Origin of the sequence: Haloplanus sp. HW8-1 (assembly GCF_023703795.1) — an archaeon.
Lineage (GTDB): Archaea > Halobacteriota > Halobacteria > Halobacteriales > Haloferacaceae > Haloplanus > Haloplanus pelagicus.
Map to the genome: position 1 here is coordinate 990544 of NZ_CP098518.1, position 19516 is coordinate 1010059.

Here is a 19516-nt window from a genome sequence, read left to right on the forward strand (position 1 = left end):
GGTAGCCTCGGCGAGAAGGTCTGATAAGGGTTTTGTCGCGCGTGGGGACGAGAAACCGATCGGACCAACACGGACCGGACGGATGTAACTGCTGTTGGTTACATAATGCCCGGAAGAGGGTCGACATTTAAGCCTCTCCGGACGAACGATACGGTAGAATGCTGGAGGACGACTTCGGGCGGGAGGTATCGGGCGTACGCGTCTCGCTCACCGACCGCTGTAACTTCGACTGTGTCTACTGCCACAACGAAGGACTCGGTGACACGCGGGGGCCGATGGAGCCACAGGACGACGAGATGTCGACCGACGACGTCGTCACCTTTCTCGAAGTCGCCACGGAGTTCGGCGTCGACAGCGTGAAGTTCACCGGCGGGGAGCCGATGCTCCGGGACGACTTGGAGGAGATCATCCGTCGGACGCCGGACTCGATGGAAGTGTCGATGACGACCAACGGCACCTACCTGCCCGGTCGCGCCGACGCCCTGGTCGACGCCGGCCTCGAACGCGTCAACGTCTCGCAGGACGCCCTCGACCCGGAGGCGTTCGCGGAGATCACGAAGTCGGGAGCCTACGAGAAGGTGATGGAGGGGGTCGACGCGGCGCTCGACGCGGGGCTGGACCCCGTGAAACTGAACATGGTCGTCTTCGAGCACACCGCGGGCTACGTCGAGGGCATGGTCGACCACGTCGCCGAAAACGAGGGGCTCCAGCTCCAGTTGATCGAGTACATGCCCGAACTCACGGGCAAGCCCGAGTGGAACGTCGACATCGAACGCGTCCACGACTGGCTGGCAGATATCGCCGACGAGGTCGAACACCGCGAGATGCACGACCGCAAGCGCTACTGGGTGAGCGGGACCGCCCCGGACGCTCCGGCCGCGCCTCCGGACGATCGAGGGATGGTCGAAATCGTCGACCCCGTCGAGAACCCGACTTTCTGTGCCAACTGCCACCGGGTCCGGGTCACCCACGAAGGCTACCTGAAGGGCTGTCTCAACCGCAACGACGACCTCCGGTCGATGGGCGAGATGACGAAAGCCGAGATCCGCGAGACGTTCCGTGAGACCGTCGCCAACCGCGTCCCCTACTACGGCGAGTACATGATCCGGAACGACGACGGTGAATGGGAGGTCAACGAGAAGTACCTCGGCACGCCGACGGCCTGACCGCAACCGCCCTCTGTTTTGTCGTGCGAGGCCGGCACACGCCCCTGGCCTTTCGTGATGTTTAAGTATCGCCCCCGGGTTGAACCGAGTGCATACGCTGCAGGGGCGCCCGGCCCCGAGTCCGGAAGAGCGATGATTCGGACGACGAATCATCTGCCAGCAAATCCGCATGGATTTGCGAGGGCGACGATACAGAACGCAAGTGTTGCGGTAGCCAAGCCTGGCCCAAGGCGCAGGGTTGCTAACTCTGTGGCGTCAAGCCTCCGGGGTTCGAATCCCCGCCGCAACGCTCGCACCCACATACACATGAGTGCAGAAGAACCACAGGACGGCTCCCCCGATGACGACGAAGACCTTCGGTACTTCGTCCGAATCGGCCAGACCGACCTCGACGGGACGAAAGCCGTCGAGCGGAGCCTCACCGACATGAACGGAATCGGCAAGCGCACGGCGCGCATCGTCGCCGACGCGGCCGACGTGGATCGAACCGCCACGTTCGGTCGCCTCGACGACGACGAAATCGACCGCGTAATCGAGGTCGTGGAGAACTTCGCCGACGAAGTCCCCGAGTGGATGGTGAACCGCCGGGACGACTTCTACACCGGCGAAAGCAGCCATCGAGTCGGCTCCAACCTCAGCCAGACGCGCACGCAGGACATCAACCGGATGAAGATGATCGACTCCTACCGTGGCGTCAGGCACAAGCGCGGCCAGAAGGTGCGCGGCCAGCGGACGAAGTCCACCGGCCGCACCGAAGGCACCATCGGCGTCAACGTCGAGGCCATCAAGGAGGACATGGCCGAGGAAGCCGCCGAGGAGGAAGAGGCCTAACATGACGACCGGCAAGAACACCAAGTTCTACGAGACGCCGAATCACCCGTATCAGGGCGAGCGCATCGCCGAGGAGGCGGACCTCCTCGATCGCTACGGCCTGAAGAACAAAGAGGAGCTCTGGCGGGCACAGTCCGAGCTACGCTCCATGCGTCGCGAGGCGCGGCGACTGCTCGGCGACGCCCAGGGCGACGTCGAGGTCGCGGCCGAGGCGGGCAGCGAGTTCGTCGCCCGCCTCCAGCGACTCGGCATCCTCGGGAGCGAGGACGACATCAGCGACGTCCTCTCGCTCGAGGTGACGGACCTGCTCGAACGGCGACTGCAGACGGTCGCCTACCGGAAGGGGCTCGCACACACGCCCCAGCAGGCCCGTCAGTTCGTCAGTCACGGACACATCACCGTCGACGGCGCACGCGTGCAGACGCCCTCGAAGAAGGTGGAAATCGACGAACAGCCGACCGTCGACTTCGACGAGAACAGTCCGCTCGCGGACGACCTGCACCCCGAACGCGCGGAGGCCCAGGAATGAGCGCCGAAGAGGAGGACAAGTGGGGTATCGCCCACGTCCACGCGTCGTTCAACAACACGCTCATCACGATCACCGACCAGACCGGCGCGGAGACGCTCGCCAAATCCAGCGGCGGGACGGTCGTGAAACAGAACCGCGACGAGGCGTCGCCCTACGCCGCCATGCAGATGGCCGAAGTGGTTGCCGAGGAGGCCATCGCGGCCGGCGTCGAGGGCGTCCACGTCCGCGTGCGCGGCCCCGGTGGCAACGGCAACAAGTCCCCCGGGCCGGGCGCACAGGCGACGATCCGTGCGCTGGCCCGTGCCGGCCTGGAGATCGGTCGCATCGAGGACGTCACGCCGATGCCGCACGACGGCACGCGCGCGCCGAAAAACAGCCGCCTCTAACATCATGGTAGCCGACTTCGAGGTCGAGTTCATCGAACGCGACGACCGGAACGCGCGGTTCCTCGTGCGAGGAGTCACGCCGGCTTTCGCCAACGGCATCCGCCGGGCGATGATCGCCGACGTGCCGACCTTCTCCATCGACACCGTCCGGTTCGTCGAGAACTCGTCGGTCATGTTCGACGAGATGATCGGTCTCCGACTGGGGCTGGTGCCGCTGACGACCCCCCTCGACGACTTCGAGGTGGGCGAGACGGTGACGCTGGCGCTCGACGTCACGGGACCGGATACGGCCTACTCGGGCGACATCGAGACGTCCGAGCCGCTGGTCGAACCGGCGGACGACAACATCCCGATCATCGAACTCAAAGAGCAACAGCGGATCGAACTCGAGGCGGACGCCGTACTCGAAACGGGCCGCGACCACGCCAAACACCAGGGCGGCGTGGCCGTCGGCTACCGCCATCTCCAGCGCGTCGAGGTCGTCGACGACGCCGGCGAGTTCGACGAGGGCGAACCGAACATCCTTCGCGGGGTCATCGAGACCGAGGACGGCGAACTCGTCCCGACCGACGAGTTCGATCACGACCTCACCAACCGGTATCCCGGCAAGGATCTGGCGGTACACGACGTGTCCGACGCGTTCGTCTTCCACGTGGAGACCGACGGGTCGTTCAGCGTCGAGGAACTGGTCACGCGCGCCGCCGAGTCCATCGGCGACCGCGCGGCGGAACTGGAAACGAAAGTCGCAGTCTAACTACGAGACCCCATGCCCCGAACACCACTACCGACGCTCGCCCGCCCGCACAGCGATGCGGCCGCGGCCGGCGCGGGGACCGAAAGTGGTTTGAAGGGGCGACCGATACTGCGACGTGCGTGCAGGGATAGCCAAGTTAGGCCAACGGCGCAGCGTTCAGGGCGCTGTCCCATAGGGGTCCGCAGGTTCAAATCCTGCTCCCTGCACTCCTTTCTGGAGGTAGACAATGAGTAAGACGAATCCGAGACTCAATAGTCTCATCGCCGAGTTGAAGGCGGTTTCCCGCGAGTCCGGTGCCGGTGTCTGGCAGGACGTCGCGGACCGCCTGGAGAAGCCACGGCGCACCCACGCGGAGGTCAACCTCGGGCAGATCGAACGCTACGCCCGCGAAGAGGAGACCGTCGTCGTGCCCGGCAAGGTGCTGGGCAGTGGTGTGCTCGAAAAAGAGGTTACGGTCGCGGCCGTCGACTTCTCGTCGACGGCGCGACAGAAGATCGAACGGGTCGGGGACGCCGAGCGACTGGAACACGTCGCCGAGGCGAACCCCGAGGGCGCCAACGTCCGGGTGATTCGATGAGCCTCGCCGAGTTCGACGCCGACGTGGTCGTCGACGCCGGTGACTGCATCATGGGCCGGGTCGCCAGCGAGGTGGCCCAGCGCGCCCTCGACGGCGACCGGGTCGCCGTGATCAACGCCGAGGACGCGGTCATCACCGGTAACGAGGAGGACACGATGGAGACCTACCGGACGCGGGCGGGGCTCGGCTCCGACAGCGGGCCGTACTACCCGAAGCGGCCGGACCGCATCTTCAAGCGGTCCATCCGCGGCATGGTCCCCTACAAGAAGCCACGCGGCCGCGAGGCGTTCGAGAACGTCCGCGTCTACGTCGGCAATCCCTTCGACGAGGACGGCGAAGTGCTCGATGGCACGTCGCTGGACCGCCTCTCGAACATCAAATTCGTCTCCCTCGGAGACGTCTCCGAACAACTGGGTGCGAACGTCACATGGTAACCAACACGAGCGGCAAGAAGAAGACGGCCGTCGCCCGCGCCACGGTGCGCGACGGCGAGGGTCGCGTGCGTATCAACTCCCAACCCGTCGAACTGGTCGAACCGGAGCTGTCGAAGCTGAAGATGCTGGAGCCGTTCCGCATCGCCGACGACGAACTCCGCGACACCGTCGACATCGACGTGACCGTCTCGGGCGGCGGCTTCGCCGGCCAGGCGGACGCGGTGCGGACCGCCGTCGCCCGCGGGCTGGTGCAACATCACAACGACGCCGAACTCCGCGACGCGTTCATGGAGTTCGACCGCTCGCTGCTGGTCAACGACGTCCGTCAGTCCGAACCCAAAAAGTGGGGCGGCCCCGGTGCGCGGGCCCGCTACCAGAAGTCCTACCGCTGAGGTGAGCCACCCATGATGATCCCAGTCCGGTGTTTCACGTGCGGGAAGGTCATCGGCGAGCACTGGGAGGAGTACCAGACCCGCCTCGAGGCGGGCGAGGACCCCGCCGACGTGCTCGATGACCTGGGCGTGAGCCGGCACTGCTGTCGACGGATGTTCGTCTCGCACAAGGACCTGGTCGACGTCGTCTCCCCGTACCAATGAGTCAGGGACGCTACAACCGCTACGAGAAGGCACGCATCCTGGGGGCGCGAGCCCTGCAGGTGTCCTACGGGGCACCGGTCCTCGTCGAGACCGAGCAGAGCGAACCGATCCTCGTGGCGGCCGAGGAGTACGACGCCGGGGTGCTCCCCTTCACGGTCAGGCGGGAGGGCAAATGACGCGGATTCGCTCGGTGAGTCTGCGCCGGATCCTCGACTCGCGGGGGAATCCGACGGTCGAGGCCGACGTGTTGACCGAGTCTGGCGGCTTCGGCCGCGCGGCCGCACCGAGTGGCGCGTCGACCGGCGAGTACGAAGCGATCGAACTCCCGCCGGCGGAAGCCATCGCGTCCGCTCGCCAACACGCCGTCCCGCGTCTCGTCGGCGAGGTGCACGCGGGTAACCAGCGCGACGTGGACGCCGCCCTCCACGGCGCGGATGGCACCGACGACTTCTCGGAGATCGGCGCCAACAGCGCCGTCGCCATCTCCATGGCGGCCGCGAAGGCCGGCGCCGACGTACTCGGCCTGCCGCTCTACCAGCACCTCGGGGGCACCTTCCGCGGCGACGACTTCCCGATTCCGCTGGGGAACGTCGTCGGCGGCGGCGAACACGCCAAGGAAGCCACCCACATCCAGGAGTTCCTCGCCGTCCCGTACGGCGCCCCGAGCGTCTCGGAGGCGGTCTTCGCCAACGCTGCGGTCCACGACCGGATCGGCTCCCTGCTCGACGAGCGGGGAGTACCGGCCGGCAAGGGCGACGAGGGAGCGTGGGCGCCACCCGTCGACGACGCCGAGGCGTTCGAGATCGTCGCCCAGGCGACCGACGACGTGGCCGAAGAGGTCGGCTTCGACGTGGCCGTCGGACTCGACGTTGCGGCCTCCGAACTCTACGACGCCGACAACGAGGTCTATCGCTACGGCGACGTCGAGCGGACGCCCGACGAACAGGTCGACTACATCGCCGACCTCGTCGACGAGTACGATCTCGCGTACGTCGAGGACCCCGTCGAGGAGAACGACTTCGGCGCTTTCGCCGACCTGACCGCTCGGGTCGGCGACCGGACCGTCCTGTGTGGCGACGACCTCTTCGTCACCAACGTCGACCGCCTACAGCGGGGGATCGACGAGGGGGCGGGCAACGCCATCCTCGTCAAACCCAATCAGATCGGGACGCTCTCGGACGCCGTCGACGCGGTGGAACTGGCCACCCGCAACGGCCTCGACGCCGTCGTCTCCCACCGCTCGGGCGAAACGGAGGATACGACCATCGCACACCTCGCCGTGGCGACCGACGCCCCGTTCATCAAGACGGGGACGGTCGGCGGCGAGCGAACCGCCAAACTCAACGAACTCATCCGCATCGCGGAGGACGCTGTATGACAGACAACGACATCGAATCCCCGGACGCCGAGGAGGAGACGCCGGCCACCGAGGCCGCCGACGCTCCCGACGCCGACGCCGGGGCCGAGGAGACGGAGGAACCGACCGCCGAGGCGGCCGACGAGGCCGCGGAGGCAGAGCAGGCCGAGGACGACGCCTCGCCGTTCGACGAGAACGTGATGCCCGACGACGAGGCCGACCTTCTCATCCCGGTCGAGGACTACCTCGGGGCGGGCGTCCACATCGGGACCCAGCAGAAGACCGAGGACATGGAGCGGTTCATCCACCGCGTCCGCGACGACGGCCTGTACGTACTCGACGTGAGCCAGACCGACAACCGCATCCGGACGGCCGCGGACTTCCTCGCGAACTACTCGCCCGAGCAGGTCCTCGTGACCTCCTCGCGTCAGTACGGTCGCTTCCCGGCCGAGAAGTTCGCCGAGGCGATCGGCGCCCGCGCCCGCACCGGCCGTTTCATCCCGGGCACGCTGACCAACCCCGATTACGACGGCTACATCGAGCCGGACGTCCTCGTGGTGACCGACCCCATCGGCGACTCACAGGCGGTCAAGGAGGCCATCACGGTCGGCATCCCCGTCATCGCCATGTGCGACTCGAACAACCAGCTCAGCAACGTCGACCTCGTCATCCCGACGAACAACAAGGGTCGGCGTGCGCTGTCGGTCGTCTACTGGTTGCTGGCCAACGAGACGCTCGACCGCCGTGGCGCCGAGCCGGCCTACGCCCTCGACGACTTCGAGGCGGGCATCTAGGCCGTCGAGACACGTTCTGCGACGCGTTCGGCGACAACCGGACCGAGAGCGGTGGTGCCGTCGTCGGCACGGAAACGTTTTCAGTCGGTACCGATACCCACGGATATGGACCTCTTTCGGAGCGTTCGAACCGTCACCGGCGCCGGTGTCTCAGGGACCGGCTACGTCGACTGGGCGGCCGTCGCCGAGGCTGCGAAGGACAGCACGGCGCCGGGTGACCTGACGCTCACCGACGCCGAGCGGGAGGGGTACGCGTCGGACGTGCGCGACGCGCGTGATCGCCTCCGCTCGCTTGGGGGCGTCGCGTTCGACCTGCCCGACGCGGTCGAGATCCAGAACCGCCACCACTGGATCGACGCGAACGTCGACACCTTTCGCCGCGTGATGGCTCCCATCGAGCGCTCGGGACCGGAGATTCGCTTTCCCGGCGTCTCCCGCGTCGTCAACACCGGGACGCTCTCCTTCCTGCTCGCCTTTCTCGGTCGGAACGTCCTCGGTCAGTACGATCCGCTCCTCCTCGCGGAGGCGGATCCGGTCGACCGGGACCACGGGCTCTACTTCGTCCATCCGAACATCGTCTCGGTGGCGGCGGCACTCGACGTCGACGTGCCTCGGTTTCGGCGCTGGATCGCCTTTCACGAGGTGTCCCACGCCGCCGAGTTCGGCGCCGCACCCTGGCTCTCGGACCACCTCGAAACCCGACTGGAACGTGGGATCGACGCGCTCGTCGCCGGCGACCTCGATCGCGAAGCGTTTCGGGAACTCGACGCCGCCATGACCGCCGTCGAGGGATACGCCGAGTTGCTGATGGATCGTGCTTTCGACGACGACTACGCGGACCTGCGGGCGAAACTCGACGCTCGCCGACGCGGGGGCGGACCGGTGGCTCGCCTGGCCCGGCGACTGCTCGGACTCGGTCTGAAGCGTCGCCAGTACGAGCGCGGGGCGGCGTTTTTCCGGGCCGTCGCCGACGAACGCGGCCTGGAGGGCGCGAGTGCGGTGTGGGAGCGGCCGGAACACCTGCCGACGGATGCGGAACTCGACGCCCCCGAGCAGTGGCTGGAACGGGTCGCTCCCGACGGGTGAGCCTACCGCCGCCGCCGCGAGGCCTTCCACTCGTTCCCGACCGACGCGAGATAGCGGAGGAGCGCCCACCCAACCAGGAGGCCGACGGTGACGGCGAGGAGGCTCTGTATCGGCGTGGCGTCGGCGGCGAGGGCTGTCAACCCTCCCGAGACGCCGACGAGCGAAACGAAGCCGAGTTTGAGGCGGCGTGATGCGACCTGCCGTTCGTCGTCCGTGATGCTGGGTCCGACCATCACTCGACGTACGGCGTGCTGACGTGCATACCGACGAACAGCCACTCGTCGCCGAGGCGTTCGAGCGTCCCGCTCCACCGGGTTTCGGGGGCGAATTCGTGGTCGGCCTCCCGATCCGTCCACGACATGAAGACCGCGTCGGAGAAGTACGCGAACCCGTCGCGCTCGGTGACACGCAGGTCCCGGCTTTCGACGGTCCAGTCCTCGGTCGTTCGGGTCTGCTCGCGCAGGCCCTCGGCGACGGCGTCGTAGCCGACGAGTCGTTCGCCGATTCCGAACTTCACCACGTCCGGACGCTCCGCGAAGTAGGGGTAGAGGGGTTCCCCGCGGCGAAGCGCCTCGTAGTACTCCTGGATGGTCCCGGTCGCGTCCATGCGCGGAGCCTCGCTCCGCCACCTGTTAACTCTTTCAGACCCGCGGGCGGTGGGACCGCTCACGTCACCGGTCGACCTCGCCCATGATCGTATCGAGGCTGCCGAGGGACGCGATCAGGTCCGGCACGTACTCGCCGTTGGCTATCTCCGGCAGTGCCTGCAGGTTGGAAAACGACGGCCCGCGGATCTTGAAGCGGGCGGGTTTCTCGGTGCCGTCGGCGCGCACGTAGATGCCGAGTTCACCCTTTGCGGCCTCGACGGCACGGTAGATTTCGGTGTCGTCGTCCGGGCGGACGGTCCGGGGGACGTTCGACTGGATGGTCCGCTCGTCTTCGGGCCAGTCCTCCAGCAGGTCGACGCACTGTTCGATGATCTTCGCGGACTCCTCGATCTCTCGGAGACGGACGAGCAGACGCGAGTAGTTGTCACAGCCGTCCTCGACGGCCACGTTCCAGTCGAGTTCGTCGTAGTAGCCGTACGGGTCGTCACGGCGCAGGTCGTAGTCGATCCCGGACCCGCGAGCGACCGGGCCGGTACAGCCGTACGACTTCGCCACTTCGGGGGGCAGAACGCCCGTGTCGACGGTTCGGGCCTGCAGGATCTCGTTGGCCGTGAGGAGGTCGTGATACTCCTCCAGACGCCGGGGCAGGTTGTCGAGGAACTCCCGAACCGTCCCGAAGAACTCCCCGCGGGGTTCGGGCAGGTCCCAGACGACCCCGCCAAGGCGGAAGTAGTTGAACATGAGTCGCTGGCCCGTGAGTTCCTCGAGGACGTTCTGGACCGTCTCACGGTCGGTGATGGCGTACATGAACGTCGCGGTGAAGTCACCGACCACGTCGAGGGCGTACGTCCCGACCGCGAGCAGGTGCGAGAGGATGCGCGAGAGTTCGGCGCCCATGGTCCGGATGACCTGTGCGTACTCGGGCACCGCGATGTCCGCGAGGTCCTCCGCGACCCGGGCGTACGCCCACTCGTTCAGTAGGCCGCCCCCGCCCCAGTCCCAGCGGTCGGGGTAGGGCATGATCTGGTAGCGATACGTTCCGCTCTGGGCCATCTGCTCCTCACACCGGTGGATATAGCCGATGTCGGGGTCGACGTCGACGACCTGCTCGCCGTCGAGGACGACTTCGAGGTGGAGGACACCGTGGGTGGCGGGATGGTGGGGACCGACGTTGAGAAACATCGTCTCCCCGTGCCGGTCGTCCTCGCCGATCGGGTTGGCGTGTTCGCGGAGGGGGACGATCTGGGGGCGGTCTTGGTCGTAGTCCCGGCCGAGAGGATGACCCTGCCAGGTTTCGGGGAGGAGGATGCGACGGAGATCGGGGTGGTCGTCGTACTCGATGCCGACCAAGTCGTAGGCCTCGCGTTCGTGCCAGTCGGCGGTGCGGTAGACGGGGTCGGCCGACTCGCTGACGGGGTCGTCGGTCGGCGTCGGCACCACCACGCTCACCTCGTCGGTGGGGTCGTCGTACTTTTTCAGGTGGTAGATGGATTCGTAGCGGTCTTCGTACTCCTGTGCCGTGACACAAGAGCAGTGATCGAAGCCCGCCTCGTCGCGTAGCGTGGACAATGCCGCATGCACCTCGTCGGGACGGATGACGAACGCGGGCGCGTTCAGGTGGTCGTCACGGCCGACCGCGTACGGGGAGAGCAGGTCGGCGAGCGACTCGTCGGTCGTGGTCGATTCGGGTCGTGGGTTCGGGTTTCGTACCGTCATGTGTGTGATCGTGGAGCGACGGCCTGACCGGCGTTCGGTGGCCGCCGGGGGTGGCGGGGCGTTCGACCTGCCGTCGTGAGGGCACGCAGGCCGGAAGTCGACCGCGACGGGGCGATCCGTTCGGCGCGGGCAGTCAGTGCGGCAGTTGGTCGTCCTCGACGTCGGAGAGCGTCCGGAGGCCGACGAACCGGGGGACCCGTGCCGCGTACCGCTCGTACTCCTCGCCGAACTCGGCGCGCAGGTGTGGCTCCTCGGCGCGGGGGAGGAGGAGTACCCAGCCGACGTGGGCGGCGGCGAGAACTGCCACGGCCGCCGAGTCGACCGCCAGCGCGAAGCCGCTCACGCCGACGATCATCCCCGCGTACTGCGGGTTGCGGGTGTAGGCGTAGGGCCCGTCTGTGTAGAGGGCGCCGGTCACGCCCATCGTTTCGGCCGAGCGCATGGTCCGGGCACCCCAGACGAAGACGGCGGTACCGAGGAGCGCGAGGACGCCGCCGGCGAACGCCACGGGGCGGGGCAGTCCCCACACACCCCAGTCGAGGGTGGCGGTGACCAAGAGCGCGACGTCGAAGACGCCAACGAGCGTCCAGTGACAGTAGTACGCGGGCGTTCGATCCCCCGGCGGCCACCACTCGTGATCCGTCAGCAACGTTCCGACGATCAGCACGTACACGCCGATGGCCGACAGCACGCCGGCCCCGAACGCGAGTCGTGTCGGTGTCATGCGACCGTCCCTACGTCCGGACGACAGGAGGCATCATTGCCTCACTGACGAGGCTTTTTCTTATATGGACCCGTGATACGGACGATGAAACACGCCCGACTCCGCATCCACCACGACTCGGGAACGCTCCACCCGATGCACGCCTTCGAGATGGCACACGAACGAATCCACCGGGCCGACCTCCTGCACTGGAACACCGTCCTCGACGGAACGAACACGTTCGTCTTCCGGGTCCGAGGGGATCCGGCGCCGTTCCGTGCGAAACTCGACGCGCGGGACGTGACGGTGTCCTACAGCCTCTCGTCCGCCGAAAACGGCGTCTTCTACTGCTGTGTCCGCGACCGGGCGACCGAGTCGGACGAGGGATATATCGACGCCTTCGCCCGGGGGACGCTCGTAGTCGTCCCGCCGATCCGGTTCAACCCCGACGGAACGACCGACCTGGCGCTCGTGGGGACGGCCGTCGATCTGGAGGCCGCCGTCGAGGGGTTACCGTCCGGGTTGCGAGCGACCGTGCGCTCGGTCGGCCCCTACCGACACCGCGCGAGTGCGCCGGCACCCCGGCTCACCGACCGACAGCGCGAGGCCGTCGCCGCCGCCGTGGCGTGTGGCTACTACGAGTCGCCACGCGAGGGATCGGTGACGGACGTGGCAGCCAGCCTCGATGTCGCCCCCGGTACGGCGGCGGAACATCTCCGGAAGGCCGAGGCGTCGGTGATGCGGTCGGTCGTCACCCCCGGTGGTGACGGAGAGAATCAGTACAGCAGTTCGTCGTCGTTCTCGACCATGTAGAGCGTGCGTGCAGCGACGTTGACGGCGTGATCGCCCACCCGCTCTAGGTCGCGGATCGTCAGCAGCAGTCGGGAGACGTCCTGCATGAGCGACTCGATGTCGTCGTCCTCGGCGAGGTAGTCGCTCTCGATCAGGTCGCGGACGACGAGTTCGCTCGCCGCCTCGCACATCGCGTCCACCTCCTCGTCGCGGTCCGCGACCGCGTAACACAGGTCGGTGTCGTCGTCCGCGTACGCGCTCATCGCTTGGTCGAGCATCTCCAGGGTCTCGCGGCCGATACGCTGCATATCCACGTCCGGGAAGAGGTCTCGTTCGGCATCGAGCGTGTAGCCCCCGAGGTTCACCGCGAGGTCGCCGATGCGTTCCAGATCCGTGATGATCTTGAACGAGGCGGCGATGAAGCGCAGGTCGCTCGCGACCGGTTGCTGGAGGGCGATCAGATCCACGCAAGTTCCCTCCAGGTCGAGATACATGTCGTTGATCTCGTCGTCGCCGTCGATCACCTCGCGGGCGAGTCGCTCGTCTTTCCGTTCGAGGGCGTCGAGTCCCGCCCGCAGTCGCTCCGCGACCACTTCGCTCATGTAGAGAACGTCGTCGCGGAGTTCCTCCAGCGACGACTGGTAGTCCGTTCGCGCCATACCACTACACTCGCCTCGACTCCCCTAAGCGTTATCCCCGGTCTACGGATCTCTATGGAGTGATCTATAGGGCTCGGGAGAGATATCTATAGTCGTCACCCGAACTTGCCGGTGATGTAGTCCTCGACGCGTTGGCTCTCGGGGTTCTCGAAGATCTTCTCGGTGTCGTCGAACTCGACGAGTTCGCCGCCGGTGAGGAAGACGGCCGTCTTGTTCGAGATGCGGGCCGCCTGTTGCATGTTGTGGGTGACGATGACGACCGTGTACTCCTCGGCGAGTTCGGAGATGAGATCTTCGATCTTGGAGGTGGCGACCGGGTCGAGCGCCGAGGCGGGTTCGTCCATCAGGATCACCTCGGGGTCGGGGGCGATGGCCCGGGCGATACAGAGGCGTTGCTGTTGGCCGCCCGAGAGGTCGAGTCCGGAGGTGTCGAGTTGGTCTTTGACCTCGTCCCACAGCGCCGCCCGTTTCAGGGACTCCTCGACGATCTCGTCGTAGTCGCCCTCCGTGTTCTGGATCTTCAGCCCGTAGGCGACGTTGTCGTAGATGCTCTTGGGGAAGGGGTTGGGCGACTGGAACACCATCCCCACGCGCCGCCGGAGCGCCACGGGGTCGACGTCGTCGTCGTAGACGTTCTTGCCGCGGAGGAAGAGGTCTCCCTCCACACGGGCGGCGTCGATCAGGTCGTTCATCCGGTTGATACACCGGAGGAACGTGGACTTGCCACAGCCCGAGGGACCGATCATGGCGGTCACCTGGTTCTCCGGGATCTCCAGACTGATGTCCTGTAACGCCTGGTCGTCGTTGTACCAGACGTCGACGTTCTCCGCGCGGACGACGGTGTTTTCCCGCATCGTCGGTTCCGACGGCGAGACGCTCTCGCTGACGTCGGTCTGGACGAGCATGTCGTCGGTCGTCGGGTCGTCGGTCGATTCCTCGGCGTACTCCTGTTGTCGGTCGTCGGTCATGGTTACTGATCAGCCTCGTATTTGTTCCGCAGTACGATCGCGATGGAGTTCATGCTCAACAGGACGACGAGCAAGACGACGACGCCCGCGGGAACGGCCGCCTGGTAGAAGGGTTCGCTGGCGAAGAGACTCGCCCAGGCGTACACCTGCAGGGGCATCGCGCTCACCTTCGAGGAGAGCGCGGTCGGCAGCGAGAAGAGGACGTTCGGCGCGCCGATCATGATGAGCGGCGCCGTCTCGCCGATTGCGCGGCCGAGCGCGAGGATGGTCCCCGTCAGGATGCCCGGGAACGCCCGCGGCAGGACGACGTTCTTGATCGTCTGCCACCGCGTCGCACCCATTCCGTAGGACGCCTGACGCATCTCGTCCGGGACGCTCCGGAGCGCCTCCCGCGAGGAGATGATGACGATGGGGAGGATGAGCAAGGCGAGCGTCGCACCGCCGATGAGGACGGTCCCGGTCGGCTGGCCGAGATACGCGACGAACACGCCGAGGCCGAGCAGCCCGTACACGACGGAGGGGACGCCCGCGAGGTTCGAGATGTTGACATCGATGAAGCGGGTGAGGCGGTTGTCGGGGGCGTACTCCTCCAGATACACCGCGGCACCGACCCCGAGGGGAAAGGAAAGCGCGGCGACGGTCACCATCAGGAGGATGGAACCGCCGATGGCCGGGTAGAGGCCGGCGTCCGATGCGGTTCCGCTGTGCGCGCTGGTGAGGAATCCCCAGTCGACCCAGGACTGTGGCCCGGCGAAGCCGAGCACCTCGGCGAGGACCGCGCCGACGACGGCGCCACCGAGGATGACCGCAGCGAAGCCCAGCCCGGGTCGGCGGCCCGGGTTGCGGCGGACGTGCCCGATGGCGTAACCGCCCGTGGGGACGACGGCGACGGCGAGCAGTACCGTCGCGGGGACCGACGTTACGCCGACGAGGGGACCGACGACGCCGCCGAGGCCGACAGCGACGAGCGCACCGGCGACCGCCAGTAGCCGCCGTCGACGACCGTCGTCGACGGAGACGTAGCGGCCGACGAGGAGCGCGACGGGGGCGCCGAGCGAGACGGTCAACAGGAGGTCGTCGGTCGGATAGACGGGCAACGACTGGACGAGTCCGGGGATGACGAACAGTGCGAGGAGGATGACCGCTCCGGCGCCGACGAAGCGAGCGGTGAAGGGGAGTCGGCGATCGAAGCGTTCGATGGCCACGACACCCGCCAGCGCGAGACAGAGCGCGAGTACGTAGGCGAACCAGGTGATCGGGGAGACGATGTCGACGAAGATCATCGCCGCACCGCCGGCGAACATGGTGCTGACGGCGAGAGTGCCGACGACGGTAGCTCCGAACCGCAGCGACGCCGGGTCCGTTCGAAGCAGGTAGCCGCTGGCGACGAGCGTCGGAAGCACGAGCGTCAGGAGGAAGGTGAGATGCCACCCCGGATCCGCGGTCAGCGGTCGGATCGCGTCGTTCGCGACGTAGATCAGGAGGATTGCCAGCGCGACGATGCCGAACAGCGTCGCCGCAAGCAGGAGATATCTGAAGGCGGTGTCCACCGTTCGGCTGACGTGGCCGAAGCCGTCGATGGTTCTCTCTTCGGTCGCCATCTCAGTACTCCTCCCGGTAGTGCTGGGCGACGAGGTCGCTGATGACGTTCATTGCGAGGGTGATGACGAACAGCGTGAGGCCGATGGCAAAGAGGCTCCGATAGGCGATACCGCCGCCGGTGATGTCGCCGGTGAGCAGGTTCACCATCGCGGCGGTCATCGGCAGCGCACCCTCCAGATACGCGGCCGGGTTCAGCGGGTTGAGGAGGTTCGCCTGCGACCCGGCGGCGACCGTGACGGCCATCGTCTCGCCGATGGCCCGCGAGAGTGCGAGGATGAACGAGGAGAAGATTCCGGAGAGGGAGGCGGGGACGACGATGCCGACCGAGACGTCGAACTTCGTCGCACCCATGCCGTAGCCGGCCTGTCGGAGCGAGTCCGGGACGGCCGACATCGCGTCCTCGCTGATCGAGGCCACCATCGGGATGATCATGATGCCGACGACGATGCTCGCAGAGAGCATGTTGAACGTGCCGAGTCCGGGGATGATCGTCTTGAGTGCGGGAGTGATGTAGACGACGGCAAAGAAGCCGTAGACGACCGTCGGGACGCCGGCGAGTACCTCGAGGGCGGGCTTGAGGAGTGACCGCGCACGCGGGCTCGCGTACTCGCTGAGATAGATGGCGGTGGCGACGCCGAGTGGCAAGGAGACGACGGCCGAGCCGATGGTGATGGCGAGCGTGGCCGACACCAGCGGCAGGACGCCGAACTGCTCGTTGTTGATGATCCACTCCGTCCCGGTGAGGAAGTCGACGACCGACGCGGTAGGTCCCTCGACGCCCATCAGCGGCGCGGTCACGCTGAAGAACTTCGCCGCCTCGGTGGTCAACAGGACGATGATGCTGATCGTGGTGACGATGGACAGCACCGCACACAGGAAGAAAAACGAGCGTGTCAGTAGTTCCTGTGGCGCGTTCTCCGTTCGGCGGGTGAGATCCCGTGCCAGGTCGTCCGTGCTCATCTACTGTGTGGTCGGTTTCGCGTTCGACTGAAAAAACCCTTCGTTCGGTCGCCTCTCAGCCCTGCGCGTTCTCGATGGCCGTTTCGAGGCGGTCCATCGCCTCGCTCTGGTCCTCGTCGTTCAGCGGGACGTAGCCGACTTCCTCGGCGACGATCTCCTGGCTCGTCGAGTTCTCGAGCCAGAAGCGGGCGAACTCGGCGACGTGGTCCTCGGCGAGCGACGCCTGTTTGGCGTAGGTGAACAGCGGTCGGGAGAGGGGGGTGTACTCACCGGAGCGGGCGGTTTCGAGCGACGGATCGACACAGCCGTCGCCGTCGTCGATGCCGAGTGCCCTCACCCGGTCCTGGTTCTGTGAGTAGTACGCGAACCCGAGGTAGCCGATGGCGCCCTCCGAACCCTCGACGCCCTGGATGATCGTTCGATCCTGCTCGGTCGCGGAGTAATCCTGGCGGTGGCCCGCTCCCTCCTCGCCGAGGATGGCCTCGATGAAGTAGTCGTAGGTCCCGGAGGCGTCGGTCGGACCGTAGAGTTCCAGTTCCCGGTCGGGCCAGTCGTCGTTCACGTCGCTCCACGTCGCCGGCGGCGACTCGGCCGACCAGATTTCCCGCAGTTGGTCGACCGTCAGGCAGTCCACCCAGTCGTTGTCGTTGTTGACCACGACCGTCAGGGCGTCCGTGGCGACGGTGAGTTCGACCGGTGTCACGTCGTTCGACGAGCACGCTTCCTCCTCCTCGGGCTGGATCGGACGCGAGGCGTTGTTGAAGTCGGTTCGGCCGGGGCAGAAGTGATTCGCGAACCCGCCGCCGGAGCCGGTAGACTGGAGATTGATGTCGACCTCCGAGTGCTGAGACTGGAACCGCTCGGCCATCGCCGTCGCCAGCGGGAACACCGTCGAACTGCCCGCGATGTCGATGGTTCCGGAGAGGTCGCCGTCGCCCCCGTTCCCGTCTCCGCCGCTCCCACTCTGCGTACAGCCGGCGAGGCCGACTGCTCCGATCGATCCGGTCGCCGTGAGGAACTTGCGCCGTGATACGGAGCTACCCGCGGGTTCGTCGGTCATCGCCCGAAAGTGGTCGACTGTGACGTAAGTACCCTTCTATGATAACTATATAGATATACATACGGGAACCGATGACGAGGGGTCGCCGCCGAGGGGCGACGGTCAGGCACACGTTTCGACTGTCGACCGAACACGGAACTCGAATATCGAAAATACTGGGCGACCAGACCCCGACAAATCGACGTTACCGAAATGATTGTGTCTCGATAGCTCGCGATAGGTGGGTCGGTCACGCCGTGGGTTTCGTGACAGACGGACCGGGATTGACAAGAGTATATAGATATGGATGGTTTTATTTCGCCGAGTCCGTTCTCTCCGTGTATGGTCGAGACCCGCAAGGTGCAGGTGACGGGCGGATCGACGTACACGGTGTCGATTCCGAAAGACTGGGCGACCGACAACGGCGTCTCCGCGGGGAGCGAGGTGGCGTTCTACCCCGAGGGCGACTCGCTGTTCATGACGCCTCGGACCGACGAGGACCGCACGGAGGGGACCCTCGACGTGGGCGATCTGGTCGGGGAGGAACTCATCCGTGCGGTGATGACGATGTACGTCAGCGGCTTCGACATCATCGCCCTGGAGAGTGCGCGGATCACGACCGAGCAGCGACGGACCATCAGGACGGCAACCCAGAGCCTCGTGGGGCTGGAGGTCCTCGAGGAGACGCGGGACCGGGTGGTCATCCGCGACCTGCTCGACTCCTCGGAACTGTCGATCAACAACGCGGTCACCCGGATGCGGCTGATCGCTCTCTCGATGCTCGAAGACGCGGTGACGGCACTGGTCGATCTGGACGCGGACTTGGCGCGGGACGTCATCCAGCGTGACGACGACGTCGACCGCCTCTGGATGGTCGTCTCGCGGATCTTCCGGGCGACGCTCCGGAGCCCCCGCGCCGCGGAGGAACTCGGCGTCACCCGCGAGGTGTGCTTCGACTACCAGTCGGCGGCCCGACAGCTCGAACGCATCGCCGACCACGCGACGAAGATCGCCCACCTCTCGCTCAACTTCGACGAGGAGATCCCCGAGGACGTCGCCGAGGCCCTGTCAGAACTGCACGACGACGCCGCGGCCGTGACGGACGTGGCGATGGACGCGCTCTTCATCGACGGCAGCGAGGAGGCGACCCATCGGGCGAACGAAGCCCGGGAGTCGGTCCAGGACATCGACAGCCACGCCCGCTCCATCGACGAACTCCTGCGTGATCTCGATCCGACCCGTGCACAGTTGCTGGGTCTCGTGGTCGACTCGCTCTCCCGCAGCGCCGACTACGGTGGCAACATCGCGGAGACGGCGCTCCAGAAGGCGGCCCCGACGCCCTGATCGACGTTACCGTTCCAGACCGTCGCCTGACGGGCGGTCGCCCGCGGCATCACGTGGCCGGCGTCCCGGCGTAGTCGAACGGAACACCGATATGGGAGACTCCCGAACCGCCTGCCGATGACGCTGTCCCCCGAGGAACGCGAGCGACTGGCGGATATCGTCCGCCTCCAGCCGACGAAGAACAAGGAACTACAGGAGCGCTGGGGGCTCGACAGCGGCAGCGAGGTCCACGGCTATCTGGAGAACCATCTGAGCGACTACTACTATCGCAACGACGACAGCTACATCTGTGCGACCCCGGAGGCGGCCGAACTCACCGGCGCGGACCCCGGGATGGAGGGCGACGAGGACGGACCGAACGTCATCCGCGTCCCGGAACTCGAAGCCCGGGTGTTCGAGGTCGTCGCGGGGCCGACGGACCGCTCGGAGAGCGTCGTGAGCGTCCTCCAGAAGGTCCGCGAGGCGTTCGACGCCGACCCGGAGGTCGACGCAGTGCGCGAGGCGCTCCAGAGCCTCCGGCGCAAGGGCGTCGTCGAGGTGGTCTACCGAACGGTGCCGACGTTCAAACTCGCGGTCGAGCGCGAGAGCGTCGACGTGGAAGTCGTCTGAGGTGGT

General features: G+C 66.5%; 25 protein-coding genes and 2 tRNA genes. 18 read left to right on the forward strand and 9 right to left on the reverse strand.

Translation table 11 applies throughout. From position 1 onward, the window contains the following. The first annotated feature begins 158 nt into the window (after positions 1-158). From moaA to NBT82_RS05380, 15 genes are all read left to right on the forward strand, one after another. A complete protein-coding gene (moaA, locus tag NBT82_RS05310) occupies positions 159-1166 on the forward strand; it encodes a GTP 3',8-cyclase MoaA (RefSeq protein ID WP_251330528.1) in 1008 nt (335 codons plus the stop codon). Between the two features lie 204 nt (positions 1167-1370). Continuing rightward, positions 1371-1455: transfer RNA gene (locus NBT82_RS05315), tRNA-Ser, on the forward strand. A 17-nt stretch (positions 1456-1472) separates the two neighbouring features. After that, on the forward strand, positions 1473-1997 hold the full coding sequence (locus tag NBT82_RS05320) for a 30S ribosomal protein S13 (protein ID WP_251330529.1): 525 nt from the start codon (positions 1473-1475) through the stop codon (positions 1995-1997). Between the two features lies 1 nt (position 1998). Continuing rightward, complete coding sequence (locus NBT82_RS05325) at positions 1999-2526, forward strand: 30S ribosomal protein S4 (protein WP_251330530.1); 528 nt, start codon at positions 1999-2001, stop codon at positions 2524-2526. Next, the gene (locus tag NBT82_RS05330) at positions 2523-2912 is read left to right on the forward strand and encodes a 30S ribosomal protein S11 (protein WP_251330531.1); all 390 of its coding nucleotides are present in this window, start codon (positions 2523-2525) and stop codon (positions 2910-2912) included. Before NBT82_RS05325 ends, NBT82_RS05330 begins: the two co-directional genes overlap by 4 nt. 4 nt (positions 2913-2916) lie before the next feature. Then, positions 2917-3666: a DNA-directed RNA polymerase subunit D gene (locus tag NBT82_RS05335; RefSeq protein WP_251330532.1), complete on the forward strand. Its 750-nt coding sequence runs from the start codon at positions 2917-2919 to the stop codon at positions 3664-3666. A 121-nt stretch (positions 3667-3787) separates the two neighbouring features. Beyond that, positions 3788-3872 (forward strand) — tRNA-Leu (locus NBT82_RS05340). Between the two features lie 20 nt (positions 3873-3892). Next, entirely contained in the window at positions 3893-4243 is a 351-nt protein-coding gene (locus NBT82_RS05345) for a 50S ribosomal protein L18e (RefSeq protein ID WP_251330533.1), read from the forward strand. Further along, a complete protein-coding gene (locus NBT82_RS05350) occupies positions 4240-4677 on the forward strand; it encodes a 50S ribosomal protein L13 (RefSeq protein ID WP_251330534.1) in 438 nt (145 codons plus the stop codon). The genes NBT82_RS05345 and NBT82_RS05350 overlap by 4 nt, the downstream gene beginning before the upstream one ends. Next, complete coding sequence (locus NBT82_RS05355) at positions 4671-5069, forward strand: 30S ribosomal protein S9 (RefSeq protein WP_251330535.1); 399 nt, start codon at positions 4671-4673, stop codon at positions 5067-5069. Before NBT82_RS05350 ends, NBT82_RS05355 begins: the two co-directional genes overlap by 7 nt. A gap of 12 nt (positions 5070-5081) precedes the next feature. Next, positions 5082-5273, forward strand: a complete 192-nt coding sequence (locus NBT82_RS05360; protein WP_251330536.1) for a DNA-directed RNA polymerase subunit N — start codon at positions 5082-5084, stop codon at positions 5271-5273. Continuing rightward, on the forward strand, positions 5270-5449 hold the full coding sequence (locus NBT82_RS05365; RefSeq protein ID WP_049936586.1) for a DNA-directed RNA polymerase subunit K: 180 nt from the start codon (positions 5270-5272) through the stop codon (positions 5447-5449). The genes NBT82_RS05360 and NBT82_RS05365 overlap by 4 nt, the downstream gene beginning before the upstream one ends. Continuing rightward, positions 5446-6651 carry a phosphopyruvate hydratase gene (gene eno, locus NBT82_RS05370; protein WP_251330537.1) on the forward strand — a complete coding sequence of 402 codons (1206 nt, stop codon included), beginning with the start codon at positions 5446-5448 and terminating at the stop codon, positions 6649-6651. The genes NBT82_RS05365 and eno overlap by 4 nt, the downstream gene beginning before the upstream one ends. Continuing rightward, entirely contained in the window at positions 6648-7424 is a 777-nt protein-coding gene (gene rpsB, locus NBT82_RS05375) for a 30S ribosomal protein S2 (protein ID WP_251330538.1), read from the forward strand. Before eno ends, rpsB begins: the two co-directional genes overlap by 4 nt. A gap of 105 nt (positions 7425-7529) precedes the next feature. Next, complete coding sequence (locus NBT82_RS05380; protein WP_251330539.1) at positions 7530-8510, forward strand: zinc-dependent metalloprotease; 981 nt, start codon at positions 7530-7532, stop codon at positions 8508-8510. Between the two features lie 2 nt (positions 8511-8512). Here the strand turns inward: NBT82_RS05380 and NBT82_RS05385 are convergent, their stop codons facing one another. From NBT82_RS05385 to NBT82_RS05400, 4 genes are all read right to left on the reverse strand, one after another. After that, a complete protein-coding gene (locus NBT82_RS05385; protein ID WP_251330540.1) occupies positions 8513-8743 on the reverse strand; it encodes a hypothetical protein in 231 nt (76 codons plus the stop codon). Then, on the reverse strand, positions 8743-9117 hold the full coding sequence (locus NBT82_RS05390; RefSeq protein WP_251330541.1) for a nuclear transport factor 2 family protein: 375 nt from the start codon (positions 9115-9117) through the stop codon (positions 8743-8745). Before NBT82_RS05390 ends, NBT82_RS05385 begins: the two co-directional genes overlap by 1 nt. Positions 9118-9181: 64 nt before the next feature. Then, positions 9182-10834 (reverse strand): NADH-quinone oxidoreductase subunit D, encoded by a 1653-nt coding sequence (locus NBT82_RS05395; protein WP_251330542.1) that lies wholly within the window; start codon positions 10832-10834, stop codon positions 9182-9184. A gap of 133 nt (positions 10835-10967) precedes the next feature. Beyond that, complete coding sequence (locus NBT82_RS05400; RefSeq protein ID WP_251330543.1) at positions 10968-11558, reverse strand: methyltransferase family protein; 591 nt, start codon at positions 11556-11558, stop codon at positions 10968-10970. 84 nt (positions 11559-11642) lie between these two features. Between NBT82_RS05400 and NBT82_RS05405 the strand changes: the two genes are divergently transcribed. Then, entirely contained in the window at positions 11643-12350 is a 708-nt protein-coding gene (locus tag NBT82_RS05405; protein ID WP_251330544.1) for a helix-turn-helix domain-containing protein, read from the forward strand. Here NBT82_RS05405 and phoU read toward each other — a convergent pair. The 5 genes from phoU to NBT82_RS05430 all read right to left on the reverse strand — a co-directional run bounded on the left by phoU (position 12314) and on the right by NBT82_RS05430 (position 17578). Next, on the reverse strand, positions 12314-12988 hold the full coding sequence (gene phoU, locus NBT82_RS05410) for a phosphate signaling complex protein PhoU (RefSeq protein ID WP_251330545.1): 675 nt from the start codon (positions 12986-12988) through the stop codon (positions 12314-12316). The genes NBT82_RS05405 and phoU overlap by 37 nt on opposite strands. Before the next feature lie 95 nt (positions 12989-13083). Beyond that, the gene (pstB, locus tag NBT82_RS05415) at positions 13084-13956 is read right to left on the reverse strand and encodes a phosphate ABC transporter ATP-binding protein PstB (protein ID WP_251330546.1); all 873 of its coding nucleotides are present in this window, start codon (positions 13954-13956) and stop codon (positions 13084-13086) included. A 2-nt stretch (positions 13957-13958) separates the two neighbouring features. Then, a complete protein-coding gene (gene pstA, locus NBT82_RS05420) occupies positions 13959-15557 on the reverse strand; it encodes a phosphate ABC transporter permease PstA (protein ID WP_251330547.1) in 1599 nt (532 codons plus the stop codon). A 1-nt stretch (position 15558) separates the two neighbouring features. Continuing rightward, entirely contained in the window at positions 15559-16518 is a 960-nt protein-coding gene (pstC, locus tag NBT82_RS05425) for a phosphate ABC transporter permease subunit PstC (protein WP_251330548.1), read from the reverse strand. A gap of 55 nt (positions 16519-16573) precedes the next feature. Beyond that, entirely contained in the window at positions 16574-17578 is a 1005-nt protein-coding gene (locus tag NBT82_RS05430; RefSeq protein WP_251330549.1) for a PstS family phosphate ABC transporter substrate-binding protein, read from the reverse strand. A 321-nt stretch (positions 17579-17899) separates the two neighbouring features. On the opposite strand from NBT82_RS05430, the gene NBT82_RS05435 reads away from it, so the two are divergent. Together NBT82_RS05435 and NBT82_RS05440 are read left to right on the forward strand one after the other, a co-directional pair. Then, complete coding sequence (locus tag NBT82_RS05435; RefSeq protein WP_251330550.1) at positions 17900-18901, forward strand: phosphate uptake regulator PhoU; 1002 nt, start codon at positions 17900-17902, stop codon at positions 18899-18901. 117 nt (positions 18902-19018) lie between these two features. After that, positions 19019-19510, forward strand: a complete 492-nt coding sequence (locus NBT82_RS05440) for a DUF5797 family protein (RefSeq protein ID WP_251330551.1) — start codon at positions 19019-19021, stop codon at positions 19508-19510. The last annotated feature ends 6 nt before the right edge of the window (positions 19511-19516 follow it).

Coding starts and splice junctions, on each gene's coding strand:
- eno (WP_251330537.1), top strand. CDS start 5,446: ATGACGCGGATTCGCTCGGTGAGTCTGCGCCGGATCCTCGACTCGCGG.
- NBT82_RS05405 (WP_251330544.1), top strand. CDS start 11,643: ATGAAACACGCCCGACTCCGCATCCACCACGACTCGGGAACGCTCCAC.
- NBT82_RS05325 (WP_251330530.1), top strand. CDS start 1,999: ATGACGACCGGCAAGAACACCAAGTTCTACGAGACGCCGAATCACCCG.
- NBT82_RS05335 (WP_251330532.1), top strand. CDS start 2,917: ATGGTAGCCGACTTCGAGGTCGAGTTCATCGAACGCGACGACCGGAAC.
- NBT82_RS05385 (WP_251330540.1), bottom strand. CDS start 8,743: ATGGTCGGACCCAGCATCACGGACGACGAACGGCAGGTCGCATCACGC.
- NBT82_RS05400 (WP_251330543.1), bottom strand. CDS start 11,558: ATGACACCGACACGACTCGCGTTCGGGGCCGGCGTGCTGTCGGCCATC.
- NBT82_RS05360 (WP_251330536.1), top strand. CDS start 5,082: ATGATGATCCCAGTCCGGTGTTTCACGTGCGGGAAGGTCATCGGCGAG.
- moaA (WP_251330528.1), top strand. CDS start 159: ATGCTGGAGGACGACTTCGGGCGGGAGGTATCGGGCGTACGCGTCTCG.
- phoU (WP_251330545.1), bottom strand. CDS start 12,988: ATGGCGCGAACGGACTACCAGTCGTCGCTGGAGGAACTCCGCGACGAC.
- pstA (WP_251330547.1), bottom strand. CDS start 15,557: ATGGCGACCGAAGAGAGAACCATCGACGGCTTCGGCCACGTCAGCCGA.
- NBT82_RS05435 (WP_251330550.1), top strand. CDS start 17,900: ATGGTCGAGACCCGCAAGGTGCAGGTGACGGGCGGATCGACGTACACG.
- NBT82_RS05440 (WP_251330551.1), top strand. CDS start 19,019: ATGACGCTGTCCCCCGAGGAACGCGAGCGACTGGCGGATATCGTCCGC.
- pstC (WP_251330548.1), bottom strand. CDS start 16,518: ATGAGCACGGACGACCTGGCACGGGATCTCACCCGCCGAACGGAGAAC.
- NBT82_RS05395 (WP_251330542.1), bottom strand. CDS start 10,834: ATGACGGTACGAAACCCGAACCCACGACCCGAATCGACCACGACCGAC.
- NBT82_RS05355 (WP_251330535.1), top strand. CDS start 4,671: ATGGTAACCAACACGAGCGGCAAGAAGAAGACGGCCGTCGCCCGCGCC.
- pstB (WP_251330546.1), bottom strand. CDS start 13,956: ATGACCGACGACCGACAACAGGAGTACGCCGAGGAATCGACCGACGAC.
- NBT82_RS05345 (WP_251330533.1), top strand. CDS start 3,893: ATGAGTAAGACGAATCCGAGACTCAATAGTCTCATCGCCGAGTTGAAG.
- NBT82_RS05365 (WP_049936586.1), top strand. CDS start 5,270: ATGAGTCAGGGACGCTACAACCGCTACGAGAAGGCACGCATCCTGGGG.
- NBT82_RS05390 (WP_251330541.1), bottom strand. CDS start 9,117: ATGGACGCGACCGGGACCATCCAGGAGTACTACGAGGCGCTTCGCCGC.
- rpsB (WP_251330538.1), top strand. CDS start 6,648: ATGACAGACAACGACATCGAATCCCCGGACGCCGAGGAGGAGACGCCG.
- NBT82_RS05330 (WP_251330531.1), top strand. CDS start 2,523: ATGAGCGCCGAAGAGGAGGACAAGTGGGGTATCGCCCACGTCCACGCG.
- NBT82_RS05430 (WP_251330549.1), bottom strand. CDS start 17,578: ATGACCGACGAACCCGCGGGTAGCTCCGTATCACGGCGCAAGTTCCTC.
- NBT82_RS05350 (WP_251330534.1), top strand. CDS start 4,240: ATGAGCCTCGCCGAGTTCGACGCCGACGTGGTCGTCGACGCCGGTGAC.
- NBT82_RS05380 (WP_251330539.1), top strand. CDS start 7,530: ATGGACCTCTTTCGGAGCGTTCGAACCGTCACCGGCGCCGGTGTCTCA.
- NBT82_RS05320 (WP_251330529.1), top strand. CDS start 1,473: ATGAGTGCAGAAGAACCACAGGACGGCTCCCCCGATGACGACGAAGAC.